The 25,731-nt window shown below is 70.8% G+C and carries 26 protein-coding genes and 1 tRNA gene; 12 read left to right on the forward strand and 15 right to left on the reverse strand.

All coding sequences use genetic code 11. From position 1 onward, the window contains the following. Positions 1–248: 248 nt before the first annotated feature. Positions 249–914, reverse strand: a complete 666-nt coding sequence (locus J2X41_RS22170) for a tyrosine-protein phosphatase (RefSeq protein WP_310086013.1) — start codon at positions 912–914, stop codon at positions 249–251. A 138-nt stretch (positions 915–1,052) separates the two neighbouring features. On the opposite strand from J2X41_RS22170, the gene J2X41_RS22175 reads away from it, so the two are divergent. The 5 genes from J2X41_RS22175 (at position 1,053) to lpxK (ending at position 7,026) form a co-directional block, all read left to right on the forward strand. Continuing rightward, positions 1,053–2,858 carry an ABC transporter ATP-binding protein gene (locus J2X41_RS22175; protein WP_310086016.1) on the forward strand — a complete coding sequence of 602 codons (1,806 nt, stop codon included), beginning with the start codon at positions 1,053–1,055 and terminating at the stop codon, positions 2,856–2,858. Further along, entirely contained in the window at positions 2,855–3,568 is a 714-nt protein-coding gene (locus tag J2X41_RS22180) for a lysophospholipid acyltransferase family protein (protein WP_310086020.1), read from the forward strand. Before J2X41_RS22175 ends, J2X41_RS22180 begins: the two co-directional genes overlap by 4 nt. Before the next feature lie 169 nt (positions 3,569–3,737). After that, positions 3,738–4,742 (forward strand): cation diffusion facilitator family transporter, encoded by a 1,005-nt coding sequence (locus tag J2X41_RS22185; RefSeq protein ID WP_310086024.1) that lies wholly within the window; start codon positions 3,738–3,740, stop codon positions 4,740–4,742. Then, positions 4,739–6,022: a 3-deoxy-D-manno-octulosonic acid transferase gene (locus J2X41_RS22190; RefSeq protein ID WP_310086026.1), complete on the forward strand. Its 1,284-nt coding sequence runs from the start codon at positions 4,739–4,741 to the stop codon at positions 6,020–6,022. Before J2X41_RS22185 ends, J2X41_RS22190 begins: the two co-directional genes overlap by 4 nt. After that, positions 6,019–7,026, forward strand: a complete 1,008-nt coding sequence (gene lpxK / locus J2X41_RS22195; RefSeq protein WP_310086028.1) for a tetraacyldisaccharide 4'-kinase — start codon at positions 6,019–6,021, stop codon at positions 7,024–7,026. The genes J2X41_RS22190 and lpxK overlap by 4 nt, the downstream gene beginning before the upstream one ends. A gap of 143 nt (positions 7,027–7,169) precedes the next feature. Here the strand turns inward: lpxK and J2X41_RS22200 are convergent, their stop codons facing one another. Then, positions 7,170–8,249: a phosphotransferase gene (locus J2X41_RS22200; RefSeq protein WP_310086031.1), complete on the reverse strand. Its 1,080-nt coding sequence runs from the start codon at positions 8,247–8,249 to the stop codon at positions 7,170–7,172. A 313-nt stretch (positions 8,250–8,562) separates the two neighbouring features. Between J2X41_RS22200 and J2X41_RS22205 the strand changes: the two genes are divergently transcribed. After that, positions 8,563–8,922, forward strand: coding sequence for a VOC family protein (locus J2X41_RS22205; RefSeq protein WP_310086032.1), 360 nt, complete (start codon positions 8,563–8,565; stop codon positions 8,920–8,922). A 141-nt stretch (positions 8,923–9,063) separates the two neighbouring features. Here the strand turns inward: J2X41_RS22205 and purD are convergent, their stop codons facing one another. Continuing rightward, positions 9,064–10,350, reverse strand: coding sequence for a phosphoribosylamine--glycine ligase (purD, locus tag J2X41_RS22210; RefSeq protein WP_310086033.1), 1,287 nt, complete (start codon positions 10,348–10,350; stop codon positions 9,064–9,066). Between the two features lie 400 nt (positions 10,351–10,750). On the opposite strand from purD, the gene J2X41_RS22215 reads away from it, so the two are divergent. Further along, positions 10,751–11,128 carry a hypothetical protein gene (locus J2X41_RS22215; RefSeq protein WP_310086036.1) on the forward strand — a complete coding sequence of 126 codons (378 nt, stop codon included), beginning with the start codon at positions 10,751–10,753 and terminating at the stop codon, positions 11,126–11,128. Positions 11,129–11,167: 39 nt separating this feature from the next. On the opposite strand, the gene J2X41_RS22220 is transcribed toward J2X41_RS22215, so the two are convergent. Both J2X41_RS22220 and J2X41_RS22225 read right to left on the reverse strand, forming a co-directional pair. Next, positions 11,168–11,626, reverse strand: coding sequence for a GNAT family N-acetyltransferase (locus J2X41_RS22220; RefSeq protein WP_310086038.1), 459 nt, complete (start codon positions 11,624–11,626; stop codon positions 11,168–11,170). 45 nt (positions 11,627–11,671) lie between these two features. Next, positions 11,672–12,424 carry a MauE/DoxX family redox-associated membrane protein gene (locus tag J2X41_RS22225; protein WP_310086041.1) on the reverse strand — a complete coding sequence of 251 codons (753 nt, stop codon included), beginning with the start codon at positions 12,422–12,424 and terminating at the stop codon, positions 11,672–11,674. Between the two features lie 84 nt (positions 12,425–12,508). Between J2X41_RS22225 and J2X41_RS22230 the strand changes: the two genes are divergently transcribed. After that, positions 12,509–12,916 (forward strand): MerR family transcriptional regulator, encoded by a 408-nt coding sequence (locus J2X41_RS22230; protein WP_310086044.1) that lies wholly within the window; start codon positions 12,509–12,511, stop codon positions 12,914–12,916. 159 nt (positions 12,917–13,075) lie between these two features. Here the strand turns inward: J2X41_RS22230 and J2X41_RS22235 are convergent, their stop codons facing one another. The 6 genes from J2X41_RS22235 to J2X41_RS22260 all read right to left on the reverse strand — a co-directional run bounded on the left by J2X41_RS22235 (position 13,076) and on the right by J2X41_RS22260 (position 16,008). Further along, positions 13,076–13,543 carry an SRPBCC domain-containing protein gene (locus tag J2X41_RS22235; RefSeq protein WP_310086046.1) on the reverse strand — a complete coding sequence of 156 codons (468 nt, stop codon included), beginning with the start codon at positions 13,541–13,543 and terminating at the stop codon, positions 13,076–13,078. Then, the gene (locus tag J2X41_RS22240) at positions 13,533–13,886 is read right to left on the reverse strand and encodes a metalloregulator ArsR/SmtB family transcription factor (protein WP_310086048.1); all 354 of its coding nucleotides are present in this window, start codon (positions 13,884–13,886) and stop codon (positions 13,533–13,535) included. Before J2X41_RS22240 ends, J2X41_RS22235 begins: the two co-directional genes overlap by 11 nt. A gap of 206 nt (positions 13,887–14,092) precedes the next feature. Further along, the gene (nusG, locus tag J2X41_RS22245; protein ID WP_028038086.1) at positions 14,093–14,650 is read right to left on the reverse strand and encodes a transcription termination/antitermination protein NusG; all 558 of its coding nucleotides are present in this window, start codon (positions 14,648–14,650) and stop codon (positions 14,093–14,095) included. Positions 14,651–14,658: 8 nt separating this feature from the next. After that, a complete protein-coding gene (secE, locus tag J2X41_RS22250; RefSeq protein ID WP_310086051.1) occupies positions 14,659–14,979 on the reverse strand; it encodes a preprotein translocase subunit SecE in 321 nt (106 codons plus the stop codon). Positions 14,980–15,042: 63 nt separating this feature from the next. Further along, positions 15,043–15,118, reverse strand: a tRNA-Trp gene (locus J2X41_RS22255). Positions 15,119–15,618: 500 nt separating this feature from the next. After that, positions 15,619–16,008 carry a hypothetical protein gene (locus J2X41_RS22260; protein WP_310086054.1) on the reverse strand — a complete coding sequence of 130 codons (390 nt, stop codon included), beginning with the start codon at positions 16,006–16,008 and terminating at the stop codon, positions 15,619–15,621. A 283-nt stretch (positions 16,009–16,291) separates the two neighbouring features. On the opposite strand from J2X41_RS22260, the gene J2X41_RS22265 reads away from it, so the two are divergent. Then, positions 16,292–17,122: a ferredoxin--NADP reductase gene (locus tag J2X41_RS22265; RefSeq protein WP_310086057.1), complete on the forward strand. Its 831-nt coding sequence runs from the start codon at positions 16,292–16,294 to the stop codon at positions 17,120–17,122. A gap of 44 nt (positions 17,123–17,166) precedes the next feature. Here J2X41_RS22265 and lepB read toward each other — a convergent pair whose 3' ends face one another. Continuing rightward, positions 17,167–17,991, reverse strand: a complete 825-nt coding sequence (gene lepB, locus J2X41_RS22270; protein ID WP_310086059.1) for a signal peptidase I — start codon at positions 17,989–17,991, stop codon at positions 17,167–17,169. A gap of 118 nt (positions 17,992–18,109) precedes the next feature. On the opposite strand from lepB, the gene glp reads away from it, so the two are divergent. From glp to J2X41_RS22285, 3 genes are all read left to right on the forward strand, one after another. Beyond that, entirely contained in the window at positions 18,110–19,348 is a 1,239-nt protein-coding gene (gene glp / locus J2X41_RS22275; RefSeq protein ID WP_310086062.1) for a gephyrin-like molybdotransferase Glp, read from the forward strand. Between the two features lie 86 nt (positions 19,349–19,434). Further along, positions 19,435–21,369, forward strand: coding sequence for a nucleoside-diphosphate sugar epimerase/dehydratase (locus tag J2X41_RS22280; protein ID WP_310086065.1), 1,935 nt, complete (start codon positions 19,435–19,437; stop codon positions 21,367–21,369). Between the two features lie 136 nt (positions 21,370–21,505). Continuing rightward, positions 21,506–23,320, forward strand: coding sequence for a response regulator (locus tag J2X41_RS22285; RefSeq protein WP_310086068.1), 1,815 nt, complete (start codon positions 21,506–21,508; stop codon positions 23,318–23,320). A gap of 108 nt (positions 23,321–23,428) precedes the next feature. Here J2X41_RS22285 and phoB read toward each other — a convergent pair whose 3' ends face one another. From phoB to pstB, 3 genes are read right to left on the reverse strand one after another with little or no spacing between them, the layout of a single operon-like run. Continuing rightward, on the reverse strand, positions 23,429–24,121 hold the full coding sequence (gene phoB / locus J2X41_RS22290; protein ID WP_012288542.1) for a phosphate regulon transcriptional regulator PhoB: 693 nt from the start codon (positions 24,119–24,121) through the stop codon (positions 23,429–23,431). An 18-nt stretch (positions 24,122–24,139) separates the two neighbouring features. Next, complete coding sequence (phoU, locus tag J2X41_RS22295; protein ID WP_310086070.1) at positions 24,140–24,829, reverse strand: phosphate signaling complex protein PhoU; 690 nt, start codon at positions 24,827–24,829, stop codon at positions 24,140–24,142. 18 nt (positions 24,830–24,847) lie between these two features. After that, positions 24,848–25,711 (reverse strand): phosphate ABC transporter ATP-binding protein PstB, encoded by an 864-nt coding sequence (gene pstB / locus J2X41_RS22300; RefSeq protein WP_404979974.1) that lies wholly within the window; start codon positions 25,709–25,711, stop codon positions 24,848–24,850. Between the last annotated feature and the right edge of the window lie 20 nt (positions 25,712–25,731).

Consider the following 25,731-nt stretch of genomic DNA (forward strand, 5'->3'; position numbering starts at 1 on the left):
CTCGCCCTCAACACCCTGCGACAGCATCCCGACAAGGGCTCCATCAAGACCAAGATCAAGCGCGCCGGCTGGGACGAAACCTTCCTCCTCTCACTTCTGAGTCATATGCGATAGCCCTGCCCTGTGGGGGAGGCGGCCGAAGGCCGGTGGGGGGAGTTATAGGATCGTCGATCCCGCGGCCGAGGTCGTATGACTCCCCCCACCGCCGGCTTCGCCGACACCTCCCCCACAGGGGGAGGACCTGAAAACTACTCCCGCCGCAGCAATCCCTCGGTCACGATCCCGCCGATCATCCCGGCCCGGAAGTCGGCCTTGATCTTCACCGGGTCGTAGTCGGGGCTCTCCACCCACTGGGTGAAGGTCAGGCCCTTGGGAGCGGCGTCGGTCAGGTAGCGTTCGAAGGTGTAGTCCAGCACGCCGGTCTTGCCCTGCTTGATGTGCAGGTACTTGAACGACAGCTGCTCCATCGCCGCCTCGATCGGCAGGCCCAGGCGGTAGTGGGCGTAGAGCACGCTCATGATCCCCGCCCGGTCCGCGCCCGACTTGCAGTGCATCAGGGCCGGATATTCGATGGTCTCGAACAGGTCGCGGGCCCCCAGCACCCGCTCCTTGATCGGGACCTCGCGCGAGGTGATCACGAAGTCGACCATCTTCAGGCCCAGCTTGTCGCAGGCGTATTTTTCCAGGGCGTAGAAGCTGCCGTCGAACCCGCCGCGCAGGTTGATGACGGTCTTGATTCCCTGCTTCTTCCACGCCGCCAACTGGTGCGGCCACGGCTGGTTGGTGCGCACCAACTCGGGGCTGATCCAGTGGTCGTTCTTGAAGCCCAGGCGCAGATAGGCGTGATCGTTCCACAGATAGGAAAGATAGGTGCGAAACCGTCCCCAGCGGGTGGTCGTGTCGTGGCCGGGCAAGCAGGCGATCCTTCGTGAACGAGACCTAATTAGGCGCCACAGCCCTGTAATGCAAAAGCCACAGCGCCGCACCCCCGCCGCATTGGCGAGCCATGGTCCAGCTTGACAGTCCCGCCCCGACATCCGACCCCTGCCGCCATGACCGATCCCACCGCGCCGCAAGCCACCAACCGCGCCCTCGCCGCGCGGATCTGGCGCGAGTATCTGAGGCCCCGCCGCAACCGGCTGGCGCTGGCGCTGTTCAGCGCCGCCGTCGTCGCCGGCCTGAGCAGCGGCCTGGCCCTGGTCACCCAACTGGCCGTCGATCGGCTGATCAGCCATCCCGAGCCGGGCGCCCTGATGTGGCTTCCGCCGCTCATCGTCGCGGTCGCCCTGGTCCGCGGCCTGTTCCAGGTGCTGCAGACGACCTCGATCAATCGCATGGGCAACGGCGTGGTCGGCGACATGCAGGTGCGGCTGTTCGGCAAGCTGGTGCGCTCGGACCTGGCCCGGCTGCGCGGCGCCCATTCGGGCTCGTACGTCTCGTCGATGCTCTATGACGCCACCCTGATCCGCGAGGCGGCGACCAACGGCGTGGTCAACTACACCCGTGAATTCCTGACCGTAATCGGCACGCTGGTGGTGATGTTCCGGCTGGACTGGATCCTGGCGACCGGCGTGCTGGTCATCGCCCCCGTCGCCAGCCTGTTCATCCGGCGGTTCTCGAAGAAGACCACCAAGGCCGCCAAGGGGGCCATGGGCGAGACCTCCAACCTGTCGACGGCGATCATGGAGAGCCTGGACGGCGTCAAGATCGTCAAGATGGAGAACCGCGAGGCCTATGAGGAAGGCCGCGTGGCCGCCGTGATCGAGCGCCGCCAGCGCCACCTGATCAAGGGCTCCAACGCCAAGGCCATGGCCGCGCCGGCCACCGAGACCTTCGGCGCCCTGATCATCGCCGGGGTCTTCGCCTATGCCGGCTGGCGGGCCAGCACGGGCGGCATCACCGCCGGCGCCTTCACGGCCTTCCTGTTGGCTCTCGGCATGGCCCTGCAATCCCTGCGGCAGGTCGCCAACCTGCAGACGGTGTTCAGCGAAGGCTTCACCGGCGCCCGCCGCCTGTTCGAGCAGTTGGACGTCGAGCCGGCCATCGTCGACCCCGCCGACGCCAAGCGCCTGCCCCCCGGCGAGGCGACCATCGCCTTCGACCAGGTCAGCTTCGCCTATGGCGACAACGCCCCGGCCCTGCACGACGTGTCGCTCCAGGCCCGGCGCGGCGAGACCGTCGCCCTGGTCGGCCCGTCGGGCGGCGGCAAGAGCTCGCTGCTGAACCTGATCCCGCGCTTCTACGACGTCACCGCCGGCGCGGTGACCATCGACGGCCACGACGTGCGCGGCGTGACCCTGGCCTCCCTGCGCGACCGCATCGCCCTGGTCACCCAGGAGCCGTTCCTGTTCGACGACACCATCCGCGCCAACATCGCCTACGCCCGCCCCGGCGCCGCCGAGGACGAGATCGAGGCCGCGGCCCGCCAGGCGGCGGCCCACGACTTCATCTCGGAGCTGCCGCTGGGCTACGACACCCTGGTCGGCGAGGCCGGGGCGCGGCTGTCGGGCGGCCAGCGCCAGCGCATCGCCATCGCCCGCGCCTTCCTGAAGGACGCCCCGATCCTGCTGCTGGACGAGGCGACCAGCGCGCTGGACACCGAGAGCGAGGCCCAGGTCCAGGCGGCGCTGGAGCGGCTGATGGCCGGCCGCACCACCATCGTCATCGCCCACCGCCTGTCGACCGTGAAGGACGCCGACCGCATCTATGTGATCGACCGCGGCCGGGTGGTCGAGACCGGGACCCACGCGGCCCTGGTGCGCCACAAGGGGCTCTACGCCCGCCTGGCCAAGGCCCAGGACCTGGACCACCTGCTCCCCAATACTCAAGATGGGGCGTCCCCGGAGGTCGGCGCTTGAGACCGCTGCGCTGGCCCTTCGTCGTCTGGCTGCTGTCGTCGGTCTTCGCCGGCTATTCCAGGCTGGTGTTCCGCACCCTGCGCCTGACCCGCGAAGGCCAGGACCACGCCGAGGCGGTCTGGGCCCAGGGTCGCGAAACCGGGGTGGGGGCGATCCTGTGCTTCTGGCACGCGCGCATCCCGATGTCGCCGCTGACCTGGCCGCAGGATCCCGGCCGCCAGGACATGCGGGCCCTGATCTCGCGCTCGGCCGACGGCGAGTTCATCGCCCAGACCGTCGAGAAGCTGGGCTTCCCGGCGATCCGCGGCTCGTCGACCAAGAAGACCGACCCGGCCAAGAACAAGCACGGCGAGCAGGCTTTCCGCGACATGATCAAGTGGGTCAAGGACGGCGGGGGGATCGCCATCACCCCCGACGGCCCGCGCGGCCCGGCCGAGCGCATGGAGAAGGGAACCCCGTCCCTGGCCCGGGTGACCGGCGCGCCGGTGATCTTCGTGGGCCTGGCCGCCAAGCCCTGCATCCGCCTGGGCTCGTGGGACCGCACCGTGATCCCTCTGCCCTTCGCCAAGGCGGCCATGGTCTGGAGCGCACCGACCGCCGCCGGACGCGGGGATGATCCGGATGCGCTGGTCGAAGACTGGGCGGCGCAGCTGTCGGCGGTGACGCGGCGGGCGGAGGCGCTGGTGGGGGCGGAGCCGGACAAGGCTTGAAACGCTCGTCATCCCGGGCCGTGTGCCCGGGACCCCTTTGTCCGCCGCAGGTGCAGCAGAGTGGCGCGCCAGCGCGCCAAGGCGCCGCGCCGTCAGCTGAACCAGGGGTCCCGGGCACAAGGCCCGGGATGACGGTTGAAAGGGGGGTGGCTTGGTGGGATGTAGGCCCATGCCGCACGACCACGCCGACCACGATCACCACGACCACGATCACCACGATCATGGGCCCGGCCATGCGCACGCCCACGACCACGACCACGGCCACCACCATCACGGCCCCGGCGGCCACAGCCACGCGCCCAAGGACTTTGGCCGGGCCTTCGCGGTCGGCGCGACCCTGAACATCGGCTTCGTGGTCGCCGAGACCGTCGCCGGCCTGATGACCCACTCTCTGGCCCTGCTGGCCGACGCCGGCCACAACCTGTCGGACGTGCTGGGCCTGTTCATGGCCTGGGGCGCGGTGGTGCTGGCCAAGAAGGCGCCGGGCGGGCGCCACACCTACGGCCTGCGCAAGGGCACGATCCTGGCCTCGCTGACCAACGCCGTGGTGCTGCTGGTGGCGGTCGGGGCCATCGCCTGGGAGGCCGTGCGCCGCTTCGCCGACCCGCAGCCGATCCAGACCGGTCCGGTGATGATCGTCGCGGCCATCGGCATCGTCATCAACACCGCCACGGCCCTGATGTTCATGCGCGGCTCCAAGGACGACCTGAACATCCGCGGGGCCTTCCTGCACATGGCCGCCGACGCCGCCATCTCGGCCGGGGTGGTGGTGGCCGCCGCCGCCATGTGGGCCACGGGCTGGCTGTGGCTGGACCCGGTGGTCAGCCTGGGCATCGTCGTGGTGATCGTGCTGGGCACCTGGGGCCTGCTGCGCGACAGCCTGGACCTGGCCCTGGACGCCGCCCCGCGCGGCATCGACCCCAAGGCCGTGAGGACCTGGCTGGCTGGCCGTCCCGGCGTGATCGAGGTGCACGACCTGCACATCTGGGCGATGAGCACCACCGAGACGGCCATGACCGCCCACCTGGTGCGCCCCGAGAACCCCGACAACGACCAGTTCCTGCACGAGATCTGCGGCGACATGGCAAGACTCTTCAAGATCGGCCACGTCACCATCCAGGTCGAGAGCGGCGGCGTGGCCACCTGCCACCTGGCCGGCGCGGACGCGGTGTGAGCCTTCCCCTGTCCCTGGCCCTGTACCGGGCGGCCACCACCGCCCTGGAGCCGTTCGCGCCCCTGCTGCTGGACCGCCGCGCCAAGGCCGGCAAGGAGGACCGCGCGCGGCTGCACGAGCGGCTGGGCCGACCCAGGGTTCCCCGGCCAGACGGGCGGCTGGTCTGGCTGCACGGGGCCAGCGTCGGCGAGAGCCTGTCGATCCTGCCCCTGGTCGAGCGGCTGCGCGCCGAGCGTCCGGACGTCGCCGTGCTGGTCAGCTCCGGCACCGTCACCTCGGCCGAGCTGCTGGCCCGGCGCCTGCCGGCCGGGGCGATCCACCAGTTCCTGCCGGTCGACACGCCCGGCGGCGCGCGGCGGTTCCTCGACCACTGGCGGCCCGACCTGGCGGTGTTCGTCGAGAGCGAGCTGTGGCCCAACCTGCTGCTGACCGCCAAGGCGCGCGGCGTGAAGCTGGCCCTGGTCTCGGCCAAGCTGTCGGACAAGAGCTACGCCGGCTGGAAGGCCCGGCCGTTCGCGGCCTTCGAGCTGTTCAGCGGCTTCGACCTGATCCTGGCCCAGGACGGCCGCGCCGCCGAGCGCCTGTCCAGCCTGGGCGGGACCGTGGCCGGCGAGGCCGACCTGAAGTTCGGCGCGGCGCCGCTGCCGGTCGACGCCGCGGCCCTGGCCAGCCTGCGCGTGCGGCTCGGCGACCGACCGCTGCTGCTGGCCGCCAGCACCCATCCGGGCGAGGACGAGCGGGTGCTGGCGGCCTGGCGCGCCCTGCCCGCCCAGGGTGACGACGGGCGCCCCCGCCTGGTGATCGTCCCGCGCCATCCCGAACGCGGCCCCGCCATCGCCGACACGGTCCTGGCCCTTGGCGCCACCACCTGCCTGCGCAGCCGCGAGCCCGACGACCTGGCCGAGGTCATCGTCGCCGACACCCTGGGCGAGCTGGGCCTGTGGTACCGGCTGGCCGACCTGGCCCTGGTGGCCGGCAGCCTGGTGGAGGGGATCGGCGGCCACAATCCGCTGGAGCCGGCGCGGCTGGACTGTCCGATCGTCTCCGGCCCGCATGTCGAGAACTGGCTGACCGCCTATGCCGACCTGCGCGACGCCGAGGGCGTGGCCTTCGCCGACGCCTCGGTGCTGGGCCCGCGCCTGGCCGAGCTGCTGGCCCGGCCCGAGGCCCTGAAGCGGCAGGCGGCCGACGCCCGGGCCTTCGTCGCCCGGCGCGACGCCGAGGCCCGAGCGGGCCTGGACCGCATTCTTGCATTGCTCGACGCGGAGGCGCGGGCATGAAGCTGGCCACCCCGCGCTGGTGGTACCGCCGCGACGGCGCGCCCAGCCCGCTGACCCGGGCCCTGCTGACGCCGCTGTCGTGGCTGTGGGCCGCCCAGACCGCCCGGCGGATCGCCCGCGCCCAGCCGCGCGGCGCCGACTGCACGGTGATCTGCGTGGGCAACTTCACGGTCGGCGGGGTGGGCAAGACGCCGATCGTCCGCGAGCTGCTGCTGACCCTGACCCAGCGCGGCCGCCGCGCGCACGGCCTGTCGCGCGGCTATGGCGGCCGGCTGAAGGGGCCGCTCCAGGTCGATCCGCTGCGCCATACCGCCCGCGATGTGGGCGACGAGCCGCTGATGCTGGCCCAGGACTTCCCGATCTGGGTGTCGCGCGACCGGGTGCTGGGGGCGCGCCGGGCCGCCACGGCCGGCGCCGAGGTGGTGGTCATGGACGACGGCCACCAGAATCCCGACCTGCGCAAGACCCTGTCGCTGGTGGTGGTCGACGGCGAGACTCGCGACGACGAATGGCCGTTCGGCGACGGCAAGGTGTTCCCGGCCGGGCCGATGCGCGAGCCGCTGGCGGCCAGCCTGGCCCGCACCGACGCGGTGATCGTGCTGCTGCCGGACGACCTGCCGGCCGCCGACCCGCAGCTTCTGGCCCTGTTCGGCGACACCCCGGTGCTGATCGCCCGGCTCGAACCCGCCACCCCGCCGCCCCGGGGCCGCCAGGTCGGCTTCGCCGGCATCGGCAAGCCCTGGAAGGTGGAGCGGGCCCTGAAGGCCGCCGGCTGCCACCTGGTGGACTTCGCGCCCTATCCCGACCACGGCGACTATGACGAGGCGACCCTGAAGTTCCTCTGGGACCGGGCGCAGACCTACAGCGCCGGGCTGGTGACCACCGAGAAGGACTGGGTGCGGCTGCCGCCGGCCTGGCGCGACCGGGTGACGGCCTGGCCGGTCCGGGCCCGCTTCGAGGACGAGGCGGCGCTGGGGAAGTTGCTGGAGAGGGCGGGGCTATAGATCCTCCCCCTGTGGGGGAGGTGTCGGCGAAGCCGACGGTGGGGGGAGTAATCGGCAGGTGGCCAGATCCGCGATCTTCGACCCTAAAACTCCCCCAACCGATCGCTTCGCGATCGCCTCCCCCACAGGGGGAGGATCTATTGCTAAGCGCCCGCCTTCTTCGCGAATTTCCAGGCGCCCCGGGCGAGAACCGGCACCCGCGCCTCCATCAGCTCGGCATGGGCGCTGGCCGCCGTGCCGTCGCGCACGCGGCCGACGATGCCCTGGCAGATCCCCGCCAGGCGGAACAGGTTGTAGCTGAAGTACCAGTCCAGGTTCGGCAGGCCGTCGCGGCCGGTCAGCCGGCAGTATTGCGCTACCGCCTCCTCGATGGTCGGCACGCCGTAGGCGGTCAGGTCGGCGATCTCGGCCAGGCCGCCGCGCTGGTCGGACGGCATCACCCAGTTCATCAGGAAGTAGCTGAAGTCGGCCAGCGGGTTGCCCAGCGTCGACAGCTCCCAGTCCAGCACCGCCACCACCTTCGGCTCGGTGGGGTGCAGGATCATGTTGTCCAGGCGGTAGTCGCCATGGACGATCGAGGTGACGTCATCGGCCGGGCAGCTGGTTGGCAGAAACGCGATCAGCCGGTCCATGGCCTCGATCGTCCGGGTCTCCGAGGCCTTGTACTGCTTGGTCCAGCGGTCGATCTGGCGGGCGAAGTAGTTGCCCGGCTTGCCGTAGTCGGCCAAGCCCACGGCGGCGTAGTCGACGGTGTGCAGGGCCGCCAGGGTGGCGATCTCGGCCTCGTAGATCGCCCGGCGCTCGGCCGGCGCGTAGTCGGGCAGGGTCCCGTCCCACAGGATCCGGCCTTCGACATTGTCCATCACGTAGAAGATCGTGCCGATCACGGCCTCGTCCAGGCACAGGGCGTAGGCCTTGGCGACGGGGAAGCTCGCCTTGTTCAGGCCCGAGATCACCTTGAACTCGCGGTCGACGGCGTGGGCGCTGGGCAGCAGCTTGCCCGGCGGCTTGCGGCGCAGGACGTATTTCTTCGACGGCGTGACCAGCTGGTAGGTCGGGTTGGACTGGCCGCCCTTGAACTGGCGCACCTCCAGCGGCCCGGCATAACCCTCGACATGGGTCTCGAGCCAGGCCGCCAGCCGGGCCTCGTCGATGGCGTGGCGCGGGTCGACGGGCTTGGTCCCGGAATTCAGGTCCTGGACGGACGGTTCGGCCACGGCCATGCGCTCAAACTCCCCAACGCTTGTTTGAAAACGACATTAGAGCGTGGGGCCGCCGACGCAACCCTCTCCCGGGTCTCCGAGGCTTGAGTCGCCCCGCGAAAGGCGGCTACAATTGCCGCGTCGAAAAAGGGCCATGGACCGGACAAGGTAAGCCCGGTCGCTTCGAGCTTCGAAGAACCTGTACCCTCGCCTCACGGCTGGGACCCACGCCGAGACGACGGCGCATCGTGCGCCGCCGGCTCGGCGTGCGAGGTCCCGTTGTCGATACCGATCGAGCCCCCGTGCGCCGCGCCTCAAGCCAAGGAGAGCGCCCATGCGCCTGAACCATATCGACCTGCCCGTGCCCGACGTCGCCGCGACGCGGGCCTTCTTCGAGACCTGGCTGGGCTTCACCCACGAGCGGACCCTGGGCCAGGACGGCCTGGCCATCCTGCGCGACGAGGCCGGCCTGGTGCTGGTGCTCAGTCGCCTGCGCCGCCACGGGTCCCAGGCCTGGCCGGTCCCGTTCCACATCGGCTTCCATCTGGAGAGCCCGGCGGCCGTATCAGACCTCCAGGCCCGCATGGCGGCCGGCGGCCTCGCCGTCGACCCGCCGACGATGCAGCACGGCGCGTTCGCCTTCTACCTGACCGCGCCCGGCGACATCCTGGTGGAGGTGGCCCATCGGGGGTAGCCCCGCTCCGTTGTCATCCCGGAAGCCTCGCAGAGGCTGTCCGGGACCCAGGGGACTGGGCGAATGCGGTGCGGTTCACCTGGGTCTCGGACAAACGCTGCGCGCTTTCCGGGATGACAACGGATTGTTGCTCCCCAGTCTTCAGCCGTGCTGGCTCAGCGCCCGCCAGCCGATGTCGGTGCGGTAGAACCCGCCCTCCAGCGACACCGTGCCCAGGGCCGCATAGGCGACGTCGCGGGCCTCGTGCAGGGTCGCGCCCAGGGCGCAGACGTTCAGCACCCGACCGCCCGACGCCACCAGCCGGCCCTCGGCGTCGCGGGCGGTGCCGGCGTGGAAGATCACCGCCTCGCCGCCGAACTCGCTGTCGGCGCCCTGGATCAGGCCGCCGGTCACCGGCGCGTCGGGATAGCCCTCGGCGGCCAGCACCACGCAGATCGCCGCCTCCTCGCGCCAGACCGGCGCGGGGGCTAAGGCCAGCTCGCCCTTGGCGGCGGCCAGCAGCAGCGGGACCAGGTCGCTTTCCAGCCGCAGCATCAGGGTCTGGCACTCGGGGTCGCCGAAGCGGGCGTTGTACTCGACCAGCTTGGGGCCCTGCTCGGTCAGCATCAGCCCGGCATAGAGCACGCCGACATAGGGACAGCCCTCGGCCGCCATGCCGGCCACGGTGGGCAGGACCAGTTCGCGCCAGGCCTGTTCGACCAGGGCCGGGGTCAGCACCGGCGGCGGCGAATAGGTGCCCATGCCGCCGGTGTTGGGGCCCTCATCGCCGTCATAGGCCCGCTTGTGGTCCTGGGCCGCGCCGAACAGCACGGCGGTCTTGCCGTCGCAGATGGCGAACAGCGAGGCCTCCTCGCCGTGCATGAACTCCTCGATCACCACCCGCGCCCCGGCCGAGCCGAAGCGGCCGCCCAGCATGTCGAGCACGGCGGCGTCGGCTTGTGCCCGGTCGGCGGCGATCACCACGCCCTTGCCGGCGGCCAGGCCGTCGGCCTTGATCACGAACGGCGCCGTGAGGGTATCGAGGAAGGCGCCGGCCGAGGCCGCGTCGGTGAACACGCCGTAGGCGGCCGTCGGCAGGCCGTGGCGGGCGCAGAAGTCCTTGGTGAAGGCCTTGCTGGTCTCCAGCCGCGCGGCCTGGGCGCTGCCGCCGAAACAGGAGATGCCGGCCTTGGTCAGTTCGTCGGCCAGGCCGACCTCCAGCGCCGATTCCGGACCCACCACCACCAGGTCGGCGGCGATCTCCCGGGCCAGGGCGACCAGGCCTTCGACGTCGGTGACCTTGACGGGGCGCAGCTCGGCGACGGCGGCGATGCCCGGATTGCCCGGCGCGGCCACCAGGCGGCCGCACAGCGGCGACTGGGCGATCTTCCAGGCCAGGGCGTGCTCGCGCCCGCCCGATCCCACGAGGAGGATGTTCAGCTTTTCCATGAGGCCGGGGTGTCGCGCGGGCGAGCCGTGGGGTCAAGGCGGCTCATGCGACGCGGAAGTTATCCACAGGGTCGCGTTCGCGAAGGGGCGCGGGCTGTCGGACCCAAAGCGGTTGTCATCCCGGCCTTCGGGCCGCGCGAGCGGTCCGCCTGTCGGCGAACCCGGCGCGCAGCGCGAAGATCCGGGACCGGGGCGTGAACTCAGAGCTTGCGGCGGTCCCGGATCGGCGCTCGGCTTCGCCGAGCTTGTCCGGGATGACAGGTCCTTTTTAGCTGGGGCGAAGGGAGGATCGCCGCGTCTATCCCCGCACTTCGCCGGACAGACACAAGCCTTATCAACAACTTATACAAAAACGCACGTTTCCGATCCCCACCCTCCAGGACGGCCGCACACTATCGGCATGACCCAAGCCCAGACCCACACCCCCGCCCCGTCCATCGCCTGGTCCCAGGCGATGCAAGCCAAGCTCATGGCCGCCCTCGACGCGGCCTGGGCGAGCCTCGAACGCAGCCACGACCCGGCCGAGATCCGAAAGATCCGCGACAAGGCCAAGGCGATCGGCGACCTGGCCGCCATGGCCCGCAAGGTGGCGCTGATCGTGCCGATGGCCCGCACCGCGTGGTCTCCTGCTTCGCCGCTGTCCGCCGCGATCGCGCCGACCCTGGCCGAAGCCCTCGCGCCCGTCGCGGCTCCCATGGCCGCCCCCATGGCGGCTCAGGCCGAACACGCCCGCCGCGCGCTCGACAAGCTCAAGGGCGGACGACGCGCACGGCTGTGAGATGCGCGCTCGCCTGCTCGCAAACGGCGCGCGGGCCGCTCAGAGCCCCTTCCGGTACACCAGGAACCCCGACTTCTCGGCCACCTGGTCGTACAACCGCATGGCCGCGAGGTTGGTCTCGTGCGTCTGCCAATAGACCCGCGACGCCCCCGCCGCCCTGGCCGCGCCGTAGACCGCCTCGATCAGCGCCCGGCCCACGCCCTGGCCCCGCGCCTGCTCGGTGGTGAACAGGTCCTGCAGGTAGCAGCTGGGCTCGATCGCCGTGGTGCTGCGGTGGAACAGGTAGTGGGTCAGGCCCAGCAGCCGGCCGTCCTGCTCGGCGACCAGGGCGTGAACCGGCTCATAGGCGTCGAAGAACCGTTCCCAGGTCATGGCGGTGACCGCCGGGTCCAGGGCCGTGTCGCCCGACCGGCCGTAGAAGGCGTTGTAGCCGTCCCACAGCGGCAGCCATTGGTCGCGGTCCGCGCGGGTCACGGGACGGATCACGAGGTCGGCCATGGTCGAGGTCCTTCGGGGAAAGGTCCTCCCCTAGCCCCGCGAGCGCTACATCGCCAGCATCCAGATCGCCATGGCGACCATCATCAGGTTCTCGGTCAGGGAGACGAAGCCCAGCGGCACGTTGCTGTCGCCGCCGACGCAGGCGCATTTCAGCTCGCGCTTGTCCAGATAGACCGCCTTGAACACCGACGTCGCCCCGACCGTCCCGATGAACAGCGCCACCGGCGCCGACAGCCAGGTCAGGGCCCCGGCGATCATCAGCACCCCCGCCCCGACCTCGGCGAACGGATAGATCCGGGCGTAGGGCAGCCAGCGCTGAGCCAGCAGGTCGTAGCCCAGGAACATGGTCGAGAAGGTCTCGACGTCACGCAGCTTGAGGACCCCGAGCACGCACATGGAAAAGGCGATGAACCACTGCAGCGCGTGGGCGGTCAGCACCTGGCCGGTCATGGCGTAGCTGGCGGCCAGGGCCATCAGGGCGGTGACGGCGAACACGGCGATCACCGGCGTGTAGGTCAGGGCCTTGGGGTCGCGCACCTTCAGGCCGAAGTGGCGGCGCAGGTCGTCATAGCCGCCGATCCTGCGGCCGTCGATGAAGGCCTGGGGCGTGGTCGCCACCCCATGGGCGGCCTTGAAGACGTCGATCTCCTCGCGCGTCGTCAGCAGGTGGTCCTCGACCGCGTAGCCCTTGCGACGCAGCAGGTCCTTGGCGCGCAGGCCCCAGGGGCAGGTGTGCTGGTCGGTGACCATCCGGTGCAGGACGGCGGTCCGGGGCGAGGTCTGGGCGGGGGCGGTCATCGCGGGGGCTCCGGCTTGATCGAAAACGGATCCCCGCTCATATGGGTTCCGTACCATGGTACGGAGTCAAGGGGCGGCGAGACGATGAAGACGACGACGATCGCGGGCCTGGCCCAGGCCGGCGGGGTGGGCGTGGAGACGGTGCGCTACTACCAGCGGCGCGGCCTGCTGGCGCAGCCGCCGCGGCCCGAGGGCGGCGGTTCGGGCGGCGGGGTGCGGCGCTATGGCGAGGCCGACGTGCGCCGCCTGCGCTTCATCCGCGCAGCCCAGGCGGCCGGCTTCACCCTGGAGCAGGTGGCCGAGCTCCTGGCCCTGGACGCCGGCGACGACCACGCCCGGGCGCGCGGCCTGGCGCTGGAGCGCATCGCCGCGCTCGACGCCAGGATCGCCGAGCTGGAGGCGGCCCGCGACGCGCTCCAGCGCCTGGCCCACGCCTGCGGCGAGACCACCACGGGCCCCTGCCCGATCCTGTCGGCGTTCGAGGGGGCGTAGGGTCCAAGCCTCTCGCAAATCCCCTTCAGTTGTCATCCCGGAAAGCGCGCAGCGCTTGTCCGGGACCCAGGTGAGCCGCACCGCATCAGCCCAGTCCCCTGGGTCCCGGACAGCCCCTGCGGGGCTTCCGGGATGACAACCTTTAAGCGGCCACCGAACCTACGCCTGCAGCGCCGCCGCGACCTCGGCCAGCTGGTCCAGGCCCGAGTTCGTGCCCGCCTCGAAGCCCATTTCGACATACTGGTCGCGCACGGCCTTGGACTCGAAGGTGGTGACCATGGTCAGGGTCGTCTTGCCGCCGGCCTCCTCGAAGGTGACCTCGACCACGAAGCGCGGCGAGCCGGGCGCCTCGAAGCCGTTGGTGTAGACGATCCGCCGGTTCGGCTCGATCTCCAGGTACTCGCCGCCGAACGGCGGGCCGGGCTGGTCGCCGGGGCCGGTCATGGCGAAGTGGTAGCGGCCGCCCACCCGGAAATCCATCTCGCAGGTCGTCAGGGGCCAGCCCACCGGGCCGAACCACTTCATCACGTGTTCGGGCTTGCTGTGGGCCAGGAACAGGAGCCGGGCCGGGGCGTCGAACTGGCGGGTGATGATGATCTGGCGATCGGTTTCGGGCTCAGTCGTCATGGGAAGCCTCCTCGGCTTGCAGGGTTTTCACATAGGCCTCGAGGCGGTCGTGGCTCTGGGCCCAGAACTGGCGGTAGCCGCCGATCCACTGGTCGACGCCGGCCAGGGGACCAGCCTCCAGCCGCACGGGGCGGAACTGGGCGCTGCGACCACGCGACACCAGGCCGGCCTGCTCAAGCACCTTCAGGTGCTTGGAGATGGTCGGCTGGGCCAGGTCGAACGGCACCACCAGGTCGTTGACCGTGGCCTCGCCCAGGGCCAGCCGCGCCAGGATCGCGCGGCGGGTGGGATCGGCCAGGGCGGCGAAGACACGATCGAGTTGCTGGACCGGTGCGGACGGCATTGATCATCGCCTCATAGCTATATTACCATATGGCTATATTATGAGGACTTCGTCAACGCTTCGGCGGGTTCCAGGGACGGGGACAGGCGCATGCGCCTGTCCCCAGCCGCCAGCCGCGCCCCGTCCCCCAGCCGCGCTCCAGACAGCAAAAACCCCGCGCCGTTTCCGACGCGGGGTTTTCGAAAGCTTCGGCTGTGAAGCCGCCCTTAGGCGATCTTCTCGACCTGGCTGTATTCCAGTTCCACCGGGGTGGCGCGGCCGAAGATCGAGACGGTGACGCGCAGGCGGGCCCGCTCCTCGTCGACCTGCTCGACCGAGCCGTTGAAGCTGGCGAACGGGCCGTCGGTGACGCGGACGTTCTCGCCGACCTCGAACAGCACCACGGTCTTGGGACGCTCGACGCCCTCCTCGATCGTGCCGATGATCCGCTGGACCTCCTTTTCGGAGACCGGCTGCGGCTTGGACGCGCTGCCCAGGAAGCCGGTGACCTTCGGGGTGTTCTTGATCAGGTGGTAGGCTTCGTCCGAGAGGTTCATCTTCACCAGCACGTAGCCGGGGAAGAACTTGCGCTCGGCGTTGACCTTGCGGCCGCGACGGATCTCGACGACGTCCTCGGTCGGGACCAGGATCTCGGAGAAGCTGTCTTCCAGGCCGTGGCTCTTGGCCTGTTCGCGGATGCTCTCGGCCACCTTCTTCTCGAAGTTCGAGTAGGCGTGGACGATGTACCACTTGTGGTTCGGATTGGACGCGGTGTCGGTGCTCATGATGTTTCTTATCCCGCGGCGATCTTGAGGAGCAGGTTGGCGCCCAACCCCAGGATCCAGTCGGCGAAGGTGAAGAACAGCGAGGCCAGCACCACCATGATGAAGACCATCACCGAGGTGATCCAGGTCTCCTTGCGGGTGGTCCAGGTGATCTTGCGGGTTTCGGCGCGGACTTCCTGCGCGAAGCGGACCGGGTTGATCGGCTTCTTCGGCGGGGCCGGAGCCTTGGCGGCGGCGGTCGCCGCCTGAGCGGAAGGCGCGAGCGCCGCGGCCGTCTTCGCGGCGCGGTTCTTGATCGCAGACGGGCTAGAACCCGGTTTCCTGGCCATGACTTAAGAGGCTCGCGACTTTCGATAGGTCAGCCCGAAAACCGGGTGACCGATGACATATAGTGGCAGGAGTGGAGGGACTCGAACCCACGACCCTCGGTTTTGGAGACCGATGCTCTACCAGCTGAGCTACACTCCTGCGGAACCGCGATCCCCTTAGCGGAGATTCCGGCTTTCCGGCAATGAACATCGCGCCGGTAGGCTCTTTGAAGCCCGCCAGCGCGTTGGTCTCATCGCCAGAGCCGCGTCGTTTAGCAGGGTCGTTCGAGCCCGGCAAGCGGCCGGCGCACGATCCGCGCATTCGGTCGCTCCGGCCTGGGCGCTCCCCCGGGCGCTCCAGGGTCAGGGCGCCTGCAAGGATCAGCCACCGGCGCGGCGCGTTAGGCCTCTGCGCGCGTCGAAACCCGGAGGAATCGCCCATGCCGACAATCACCAGCCACGACCAGGGCCGGCCGTCCAACCGCGAGGTGGAGAACGAGAACCAGCGCCCCGCCCCAGAAGCGAACAACGGGGACGCGAACAACCGAAGCGCCGATCAAGGCAAGGCTCCGCGTCCCGCGACGGAGCCCCGCGGCGCGGAGGGCAGTTCGGACTCGCCGAAGACCCGGACGGATCCGGGCTCCGGCGAAGCCTGAGTCGTCAGCCGACCTTTTCCGCCGCCGGCGCGGCGGCCGGGGTGAGGGCGGCGCATTGGATGTTCAGGTACGACCACTTCACGTCCGCGAGCTTGCGGCCGCACTGGGTGTTTTCCCCCAGGTCGCGCCCTTGAAGGGAGATCGCCACGCCCTTGGTGGGATCCGGCGCCGGGCTGGCGCTGGAGACGTCGTAGTAGCCGCCGCCGGGGCCGCGAACCACCAGGCAGGACGTCGATTCCACCGGCCGCACGCAGCCGGAGGCGGTGACCGCCTTGCCCTCGAGGGAAACCTGTTGTGTCGTCTGACCGGTGTTGCCGGTTTCCTGCCCGCAGGCAGCTACGCTTAACGCTAACAGACTGGCCGCCGCGGCGGCCTTTACGAACCTTACCCGCATACGTTCCTCCGTATCATTGGCCGCCGCGCCGTTGTCTGACGTGGAAGCAAGCGGAAGAGTGCGCCCCGTTTGGGGAGGCGGCAATCACAATTTTGACACGGTTCAAAAAACAGGCGCCCGCCATTTTGACGCTTTTGGGGAAGATTTTCTCAAAGCCCTTTCAGACCAGCAAAGTTGACATCGGGCCGGGTGTGCTCACATGAGACGCAGTCGCTTCAGGGCCGTTGCGGCGCCATCTCAGAATTCCGCGGTTCGCCGCGCGTCCAGGACTTGAAACGATACTATGACGGCCATCGAAACCACCGCGCCCGCGCCCGTAAAGGAAGCCGCCTGGCACACCGAGACCGTGCTGTGGGTCAAGCACTGGACGGACCGCCTGTTCAGCTTCGCCATCACCCGTCCGGCCAGCTTCCGCTTCCGCTCGGGCGAGTTCGTGATGATCGGCCTGCCGCCCCGCGAGGAGCTGGGCGAGAAGAAGCCGATCCTGCGCGCCTATTCGATCGGCTCGCCCCACTTCGCCGAGGAGCTGGAGTTCTTCTCGATCAAGGTCCCGGACGGCCCCCTGACCTCGCGCCTGCAGCAGATCCAGCAGGGCGACCAGGTGCTGCTGGGCAAGAAGCCGACCGGCACCCTGGTGCTGGACGCCGTCCGCCCGGGCAAGCGCCTGTTCCTGTTCGGCACCGGCACGGGCCTGGCGCCCTGGCTGTCGGTGGCCCGCGACCCCGACGCCTACAGCCGCTTCGAGCAGGTGATCGTCGCCCACGGCGTGCGCGAGGTGCAGGAACTGGCCTATCGTGACCTGTTCACCGCCGAGATCCACGACGACCCGCTGGTCGGCGACGAGGCCAAGGCCCAGCTGGTCTACTATCCCACCGTCACCCGCGAGCCGTTCGAGCGCCAGGGCCGGTTCACCGACCTGATCACCTCGGGCCGGCTGTTCGCCGACCTCGGCCTGGAGCAGGTGAAGTTCGACCCCGAGCACGACCGCGCCATGCTCTGCGGCTCGATGGCGATGATCAAGGACACCGCCGCCCTGCTGGAGGCCCACGGCCTGACCGAGGGCTCCAACGCCGAGCCGGGCGACTTCGTCATCGAGCGGGCGTTCGTGGGCTGACCCACCGACGGGGACAGGCGCCTGCGCCTGTCCCCAATTGAGTCCTAGACCCCCAGCCGCTTGAACGTGCGCTCCCAGCGCATGTGGCTGACCAGGGTCCAGGGCTTGAGCACGCTGGCGCCGGGGCTCATCGAGCCCACCACCAGCTCGGCGCGGCCCACCAGGTCGTCGGCCGGCACGTAGCCCATGCCCAGTTCCGGCGGCAGATAGGCGTCCAGCGCGGTGTCCCAGCCGCAGGCCGACTGGCCCACGGGGATCGGGCCGGCGTCGAAGCGGCTGTCCAGGCTGTTGTCGCGATTGTCGCCCATCACGAAGAAGCAGCCCCGCGGCACCGTATAGACCCCGGTATTGGCCCCCGGCGTGCCCGAGCCCCAGCCGTGGGTCTGGTAGGTCCGGCCGCCGGGCAGGGTCTCCTGGAACCGGCCGACCGGGATCGGTTCGCCGAACGGGGCCTCGACCTCGGTCGACAGCCATTGCCGGCCCACCGGCCGGTCGTTGATGCGCAACACGCCCTCGACCACCTGGACCTTGTCGCCCGGCAAGCCGATCAGCCGCTTGATGATGTCGGTGCGGCCGTCGTTGGGCTTCTTGAACACCACGATGTCGCCGCGCGCGGGCGCCTGGCCCAGCAGGCGGCCCTGCGGCAGCGGCGGGCTGAACGGCATCGAATGCCGGCTCCAGCCGTACGGGTATTTGCTGACCAGGATGTAGTCGCCGACCTGCAGGGTGGGCTCCATCGAGGCGGACGGAATGGTGAAGGGCTGGCACAGCACCACCCGCGGCACCAGCACGATGGCCAGGGTCAGGAGGATGGTCCTCAGCCAGCCGCGAAGGCCGGTGTCGCTGTCGGAATCGCGTCGGGTCGTCACGAAAACCTCCTCGGGACCGGCCCAGGCCGGCTATCGGAAAAACCATAACAGCGCGGCCGCGCGACGCGCGTTACAAATGGCTCATGGTCGGGAGCGGCATCTTGGGAGTCTTGCGGGCGTGAGCGGCGACGAACTTCAACGGAAGAACCTGACGGTCGCCGAGGCGCGCGCCCGGATGCTGGCCGGCGCCGGGCGGCTGGGGGTCGAGGAGGTGGTCCTGGCCAAGGCCCTGGGCCGGGTGCTGGCCGCTCCTGTCGTCGCCGACCGCCACCAGCCGCCGTTCGACGCCTCGGCCATGGACGGCTGGGCGATCCGCCGCGCCGACCTCGCCCCCGGGGCGCGCTTCTGGGTCGCCGGCGAGAGCGCCGCGGGCCAGGCCTACGCCCGTCCCGTCGAGGCCGGCCAGGCGGTGCGGATCTTCACCGGCGCCCCCGTGCCGCCGGGCGCCGACCTGGTGGTGATCCAGGAGAACGCCGCGCGCGACGGCGACACCGTGGCCTTCACGATCGACCGCGACCCGCCGCCCGGCAACATCCGCCCGGCCGGCGGCGACTTTCGGTCCGGCGACACGCTGCTGGCGGAGGGCGCGCGCCTGGACGCCTGGCGGCTGGCCCTGGCCGCCGCGGCGGGCTGGCCCAGCCTCGACGTCGCGGTCCGGCCGCGCGTCGCCATCCTGGCCACCGGCGACGAGCTGGTGCCGCCCGGCTATGTACCCGCCCCCGACCAGATCTTCGAGTCCGGCTCGTTCGCCCTGGCGGCCCTGGTCGAGGCCTGGGGCGGCCAGGCGACGCGGCTGAAGGCCCAGGCCGACGACCGGGACGCCATCGCCGCCGCCGTCGCCGACGCCCCGTTCGACCTGCTGGTCACGGTCGGCGGAGCCTCGGTCGGCGACCACGACCTGGTCAAGCCCGCGCTGGAGACCCTGGGCCTGGACCTGCGCGTCCAGACCGTCGCGGTGCGCCCCGGCAAGCCGACCTGGTTCGGGACCCTGGACGTCAACGGCGCGGGCGACCGCCGCGTGCTGGGCCTGCCCGGCAACCCGGCCTCGGCCCTGGTCTGCGCCGAGCTGTTCCTGCGCCCGCTGCTGGCGGCCCTGACCGGCGCGGATCCCGCCCTGCCGATCACCGCCGGCGTCCTGGCCCAGCCCCTGCCCGCCAACGGTCCGCGCGAACACTGGATGCGCGCCGCCTGCGCCGTCGACGCCGAGGGTCGGGTCCAGGTCACGCCCTTTCCCGACCAGGATTCCTCGCTGATCGGCGTGTTCTCCCGCGCCGACTGCCTGGTGATGCGCCCGGCCGGCGCGCCGGCGGCGGGCGCGGGCGAGGTAGTCCAGCTGCTGCCGCTGGCGCGCGGCTGATCGGCCTCGCCACGCGACGACGCACGCGCAGCGTGCTAAGTCCCGCGCGAAGCGGCCTGCGGCGGCCGCGGCGGGAGTTTGCGTTCATGGGTCGTATGGGCAAGATCGCGGCGCACATGGTGCTGGCCGTCATGGCCATGCTGCTGGCCCAGGCGCTGACGTCCGGCGCCGCGCCCTTCACCCTGTCGGGCCTGGCCCTCGCCGCCCTGTTCGCGGGCGCGGCCCTGGCGGTCGAGATCCTGTTCCAGGTCGAGCGCTCGCCCTGGCGGTTCTTCGCGGCCAGCGACGGCCTGCGCCTGGCGCGTTCGGCCCTGCTGTCGGTCCTGACCTTCGCCCTGATCGCCCGCCTGGCCGACGTGCGCCAGCCGGGCGGCCTGCGCACCCTGGCCGTCGCCTTCCTGCTGCAGACCGCCCTGCTGGCCGGCCTGCGGATCGTGCGCCGCGCTGTGCACGAGAAGGCGCTGGTCGACGCCCTGACCCGCCTGCGTCCCGCCCCCGCCTCGCCCGCCCTGCCCCGCCTGCTGATCGTCGGCTCGGCCAACCAGGCCGAGGCCTTCTTGCGCGCCCCCGCCGCCCTGGGCGAGCGCTACGCCCCGGTCGGCGTCCTGACCCCCGAGGCCCGCGAGACCGGCGACGAGCTGGGCGGCGTCTGCATCCTGGGGGCCATCGACGACTTCGACGCGGTCATGGCCCAGTTGCGTGACGGCGGCCTGCAGCCCTCGGCCCTGCTGTTCCTGACCGATGGCCCGCTCAGCGCGTTCGGGGCCGAGCGCCTGGGCCGGCTGAAGACCGAGGGCGTGCGCCTGCTGCGCCGCCAGGGCCTGGTCGACATGGGCTCGCAGGGCGCCGCGGCCCTGCGCGAGATCAGCCTGGAGGAGCTGCTGAGCCGCGCCCCGGTGCGGCTGGATCCCGAGCCGGTCCGTGCCCTGGTGGCCGGCAAGCGGGTGCTGGTCACCGGGGCCGGCGGCAGCATCGGCTCCGAACTGGCCCGCCAGATCGCCGCCAGCGGTCCCGCCCAACTGGTTCTACTCGACGCCGCCGAGGCCAACCTGTTCCACATCGACCGCGAGCTGGGCGAGGCCTGGCCCCGGCTGCCGCGCCGCGACGTGCTGTGCGACGTGCGCGACGCCGCCCGGCTGGACCTGGTGTTCGCCGCCGAGAAGCCCGAGCTGGTCTTCCACGCCGCCGCCCTCAAGCACGTGACCCTGGTCGAGAACCACCCCTGCGAGGGCGTGCGCACCAACGTGCTGGGCAGCCGCAACGTCGCCGCCGCCGCCCGGGCCTGCGGCGCGGCCCACCTGGCGCTGATCTCCACCGACAAGGCCGTGGCCCCGGCCAGCGTGATGGGCGCGACCAAGCGCCTCGCCGAGGCCGTGGTCCGCCAGTTCGCCAAGGCTCCCGACGGCGGCGGGGCCGAGACCCGGGTCAGCGTCGTGCGGTTCGGCAACGTGCTGGGCTCGGCCGGCTCGGTGGTGCCGATCTTCCAGCACCAGATCGCCCGCGGCGGCCCGGTCACCCTGACCGACGCCGAGGTCGAGCGCTACTTCATGACCATCCCCGAGGCCGTGCAGCTGGTGCTGCGGGCGGTGGCCCTGTCGGCCGGCGACGTGGAGCCCCCCAACGGCGTCCTGACGCTAGAGATGGGCGAGCCGGTCAAGATCATCGACCTGGCCCGGCGGATGATCGAGCTGCAGGGCCTGGTCCCCGAGCGTGACATCGAGATCAAGATCACCGGCCTGCGCCCCGGCGAGAAGCTGACCGAGGCCCTGGTCGACGTCAACGAAGTCGCCCGCCCCAAGGCCGACGGGATCACCGAGGCCGCGCCGCTGGCCCCGCTGCCGCCGATCGCGCCCGAAGCCCTGGCCGCCCTGGAAGCCGCAGCCCTGGCCGGCGACGAATTCGCCGTGCGCGCCCAGCTGTTCGCCCTGGTCGAGACCTTGCGAACCGTCCCGGCTGTCGAGAAGCCCGCCGCCGGCAAGACCGGCGGGGTCAAGGCCGCCGCGGCCCGGACACAGGCCTGACCCGAAACCGCCGCCGTCGTCGCCTATGAGGCGAGCGGGGAAGCCAGAATCAGCCTCCCATGCTCTGTCTGCCACGCTTGGAAATGGCGGGCCGTCTCACCTTTTGGGACGTCAGTGGGCGTCGGCGGGAACCTGGATGTTCGAACAGACGGTGGACGTCACCCGCCTGGATGGATTCGTTCGTTACACGCGCGGGATCGTCCGCGCCCGCCTGGTCCTGGTCGCGCTGTTCGTGGGTCTGCTGGCGATCTACACGCCGATGCGCATGACCCTGTTCGGCCTGGTCGAGCTGGGCGTCTACGCCGCCCTGCTGCTAGCCACCGAGGCGGCCGTGCGCCATCCCGACCCGGTCGCGGCCTTCCGCCGGCTGCGCTGGCAATCGATCGGCCTGGTCTTCCTGCTGTCGGTCAACGCCTGCGCCCTGGCCGTGAAGATCCGGCTGATCGGTCAGCCGCTCACGCGGGTGGAGGCCGCCCTGCTGGCCATCTGCGTGCTGCTGTTCGCCGCCCTGCGCGTGCACACCGGCAAGATCAGCTACCTCACCGCCGTCGCGCCGCCGGTGGCCACCCTGCTGTGGATCGCCTTTGACCCAGGCACGCCGTTGGCCGCCAACCACTTCGAGGCCGCCATGGCGCTGTTCGTCGTCGCCGTCCTGAGCGCCACCTGGCGCCAGCAGACCACCGACCGCGCCCTGGCCCAGGCCCTGCGCGACCTGGCCCGCAAGAACGCCGACCTCACCGAGGCCGTGGCCGAGGCCAAGGCCGCCAGCCGCGCCAAGTCCGACCTGCTGGCCGTCGCCAGCCACGAGATCCGCACCCCGCTGAACGCCGTGCTCGGCTTCGCCCACGCCCTGCGCCGCGACACCTTCCTGACCCCGATCCAGGCCGACCTGGCCCAGGGCGTGATCGAGGGCGGCGCCCAGCTGACCCGCCTGCTCGATACGGTGCTGGACCTGACCAAGGTCCAGGCCGGCCAGGCGGCCCTGACCCTGACGCCAGTGGACCTGCGCCGCCTGGTCCGCACGGTGGTGCGGGTGTGGAGCGCCCACGCCCAGGCCGTCGGCGTGCTGCTGAGCTTCGAGGACGCCGATCCCGACCTGGCCTATGGCGTGCTGGCCGACGAGGCCAAGCTGGAACAGACCCTGGTCAACCTGGTCTCCAACGGGCTGAAGGCCTCGCCGTCGGGCGGGACGGTGGTGGTGCGGCTGGCCGGCATGGTCAGCGACCAGACCCTGACCGCCCTGGTCGAGGTCCACGACAGCGGGGCGCTGGTGCCGCCGGCAGACCGCGCGCGGATGTTCGAGGCCTTCGACCAGACCGGGCGCGGCAAGAGCCTGGGCGGCAGCGGGCTGGGCCTGTCGATCTGCGCCGCCAACCTGGCCCTGATGGGCGGCGAGGTCGGGGTGGAGGACCTTCCCAAGGACGACGGCCCGCCCGGCAAGGCCCCCCGGCGCGGCGCGGTGTTCTGGTTCGCCTTCGAGGCGCCGGCGCTGGCCGCCCCGGCGGTGGACGCCGCGGCCGAAGCGTTGGTGGCCGCCCCGATCCGGGTGCTGGCGGCCGAGGACAACCCCGCCAACCGCCGGGTCCTGGCCGCCCTGCTGGCCGCCTCGCCGATCGAGCTGGTGTTCGCCGAGGACGGCGCCCAGGCGATCGACGCCTGGCGGGCCGAGGCCTTCGACCTGGTGCTGATGGACGTCAACATGCCGGTGCTGGACGGGGTGGCGGCCGTGGCGCGGATCCGCCAACTGGAGACCGCCGCGACCACCGAGCCCCGTCCCCGCACCCCGATCTGGATGCTGACCGCCAACGTCTTCGACGACGACGTGGCCCGCTATCGAGCCGACGGGGCCGACGGCGTGCTGCGCAAGCCGATCGACACCGTGGCCCTGTTCGCCCTGCTGGCGCGGGTGGCGGAGGCCAAGGCGGGGACCGAACGGCGCGTGACCGCTTAGGACCGCTTAGGACGGATGGCGGGCGTGGGGGGCAGTAACAGGGCCCAAGACGCCGACAGCCCCGGCCTTTCGGCCCGAGGCTGTCGCGCCGTTCAATGCTGAGCAGCTTTACGCCGCGTCCAGGTCCAGCGAATACCCCGCCGACCGCACCGTGCGGATCGGGTCGCCGTCCACGTCGCCGTTCAGCGCCTTGCGCAGGCGGCCGATGTGGACGTCCACCGTCCGCGCCTCGACATAGACGTCCGAGCCCCAGACCGCGTCCAGCAGCTGTTCGCGGCTGAACACCCGGCCCGGGTGCTGCATCAGGTAGTCGAGCAGGCGGAACTCGGTGGGGCCCAGGTGGACCTCCTTGCCCTGGCGCTTCACGCGGTGGGCGACGCGGTCGATGACGATGTCGCCGACCGTGATGCGGTCGTCGGCCAGGCCCGGGCGGATGCGGCGCAGGACGGCGCGGACCCGAGCGGTCAGCTCGATCATCGAGAACGGCTTGACCACATAGTCGTCGGCCCCGGTGTCGAGGCCGCGGATGCGGTCGCTCTCCTCGCCGCGCGCCGTCAGCATGATGATCGGCACGTTGCGAGTCTCGGAGCGGCCGCGCAGGCGGCGGCAGACCTCGATGCCGGAGACCTTGGGCAGCATCCAGTCGAGGATCACCAGGTCGGGGGCGCGCTCGGAGGCCATGGTCAGGGCCTCTTCGCCGTCGCCGGCCACGCCGACCACATAGCCTTCCTTGTCGAGGTTGTAGTGCAGCAGGGTGGCCAGGGCGTCTTCGTCTTCGACCACCAGAACGTACGGAGTCACTTTGCGCTGGCCTCTTGCTTAGTTCGACAGCTCGAGCTTGGGCCGTTGGGAGATGATCTCCTCGCCGGTCAGCTCGAAATGGATGATCTCGGCGATGTTGGTGGCGTGGTCGCCAATGCGCTCGAGGTTCTTGGCCACGAACAGCAGGTGGGCGCACGGATTGATCGTCCGGGGGTCGCCCATCATGTAGGTCAGCAGTTCGCGGAAGATGGCGTTGTAGTGCTCGTCGACCTCCTCGTCGCGGCCCCACACGCCGATGGCGCGCGGCAGGTCCGAGGCGGTGTAGGCGTCCAGCACGTCCTTCAGCCGGCCCTGGACCAGGCGGCCCATCCGCTCGATCGAGCGGGTCAGGGCGCTCATCGGGTCGGCCTCGGTCAGGATCAGGGCGCGCTTGCCGATGTTCTTGGCCATGTCGCCGCAGCGTTCCAGGCTCATCGAGATCTTAAGGGCGGCCACGGCGTGGCGCAGGTCCACGGCCATCGGCTGGCGCAGGGCGATCAGCCGGAAGGCCTTGCGCTCGATCTCGGCCTGCAGGATGTCGAGCCGCTCGTCGCGGGCCACCACCTGCTGGGCCAGGGGCGCGTCGCGGCGGGCGATGCAGTCGATGGCGTCGGCGACCTGGGCCTCGGCCAGGCCGCCCATGCGGGTGACCTCGGCCGTGAGGTGGTTCAGCTCTTCGCCGTAGGATTTGACGGTATGTTCGGTCATCGCTTCTGATCCTGCCGGCTAGCCGAAGCGGCCGGTGATGTAATCTTGCGTGCGGGTGTCGCGAGGATTGGTGAACATCTCCTCGGTCGGACCGCTCTCGACCAGCTTGCCCAGGTGGAAGAAGGCGGTCTTCTGCGAGACGCGGGCGGCCTGGGCCATCGAGTGGGTGACGATGACGATGCAGAACTGGCTGCGCAGCTCGTCGATCAGTTCCTCGATCTTGGCGGTGGCGATCGGGTCGAGGGCCGAGCAGGGCTCGTCCATCAGGATCACTTCCGGCGAGACGGCGATGGCGCGGGCGATGACCAGGCGCTGCTGCTGGCCGCCGGACAGGCCGGTGCCGGCCTGGTGCAGGCGGTCGGCGACCTCGTTCCACAGGCCGGCCTTCTTCAGGCTGGCCTCGACGATGGCCTCCAGCTCGGCCTTGCCGGTGGCCAGGCCGTGGATCTTGGGCCCGTAGGCGACGTTCTCGAAGATGGTCTTGGGGAACGGGTTGGGCTTCTGGAACACCATGCCGACCCGCGCGCGCAGCACCACCGGGTCGACGCTCTTGGCGTTGACGTCGTCGCCGTCGATCTCGATCGAGCCCTGGACCTTGGCCGAGGGGATGGTGTCGTTCATCCGGTTGATGCAGCGCAGGAAGGTCGACTTGCCGCAGCCCGACGGGCCGATGAAGGCGGTGACCGACTTGGCCGGCACGTCCAGGCTGACGTCGAACAGGGCCTGCTTCTCGCCGTAGAAGACGTTGACGTCGCGGGCCCGGATCTTGAACTCGCTGGTCGTCACCTGGCCGTGGCCGGCGGGGATGGCGGCGGCGAGGGCCGGAGCCCCACCTTGATGATGGGAGGCGGCGATCGTGTCGTCGCGGTTTTCGGTCGGCATGGCGTGGCCCTTGAAAAGGG

Source organism: Caulobacter sp. BE254, assembly GCF_031457295.1.
Classification (GTDB): Bacteria; Pseudomonadota; Alphaproteobacteria; order Caulobacterales; family Caulobacteraceae; genus Caulobacter.